Origin of the sequence: Nocardia cyriacigeorgica, assembly GCF_010858045.1 — a bacterium.
GTDB classification, from domain to species: Bacteria; Actinomycetota; Actinomycetes; order Mycobacteriales; family Mycobacteriaceae; genus Nocardia; species Nocardia cyriacigeorgica_E.
Genome location: NZ_JAAGVC010000175.1, coordinates 1 through 354, shown reverse-complemented (window position 1 = coordinate 354; position 354 = coordinate 1). Strand labels below are relative to the sequence as shown.

1 protein-coding gene is annotated in these 354 nt (G+C 69.2%); it reads left to right on the top strand.

The window, feature by feature from the left end; translation table 11 throughout:
• The coding region (locus GV790_RS29235) for a condensation domain-containing protein (protein WP_163818047.1) at nt 1-354 on the top strand (354 nt) is incomplete at both ends.

The following is a 354-nucleotide window of genomic DNA, read 5'->3' as shown; positions in this document are numbered from 1 at the left end:
GCGGTGACCGCCGACGATCTCACCGCCGCGGTCGCGAACTTTGTCGGCGACGGTTTCGACGTCACCGATACAGTGCCGATCCGCGCCAGGCTGCTGGCCCTCGGCCCGGCCGCGCATGTGCTCGTTGTGGTCGTGCACCACATCGCCGCGGACGGCTCCTCGCTGGCACCGCTGGCGCGCGATGTGATGGTCGCCTACGCGGCCCGCAAGCACGGCGCCGTGCCGGACTGGGCTCCGCTGCCAGTGCAGTACGCCGATTACAGCCGCTGGCAGCGGGAACTGCTCGGCAGTGAGGACGATCCAGCATCGCTGATCTCCCGTCAGCTCGATTTCTGGACGGATACGCTGGCCGGG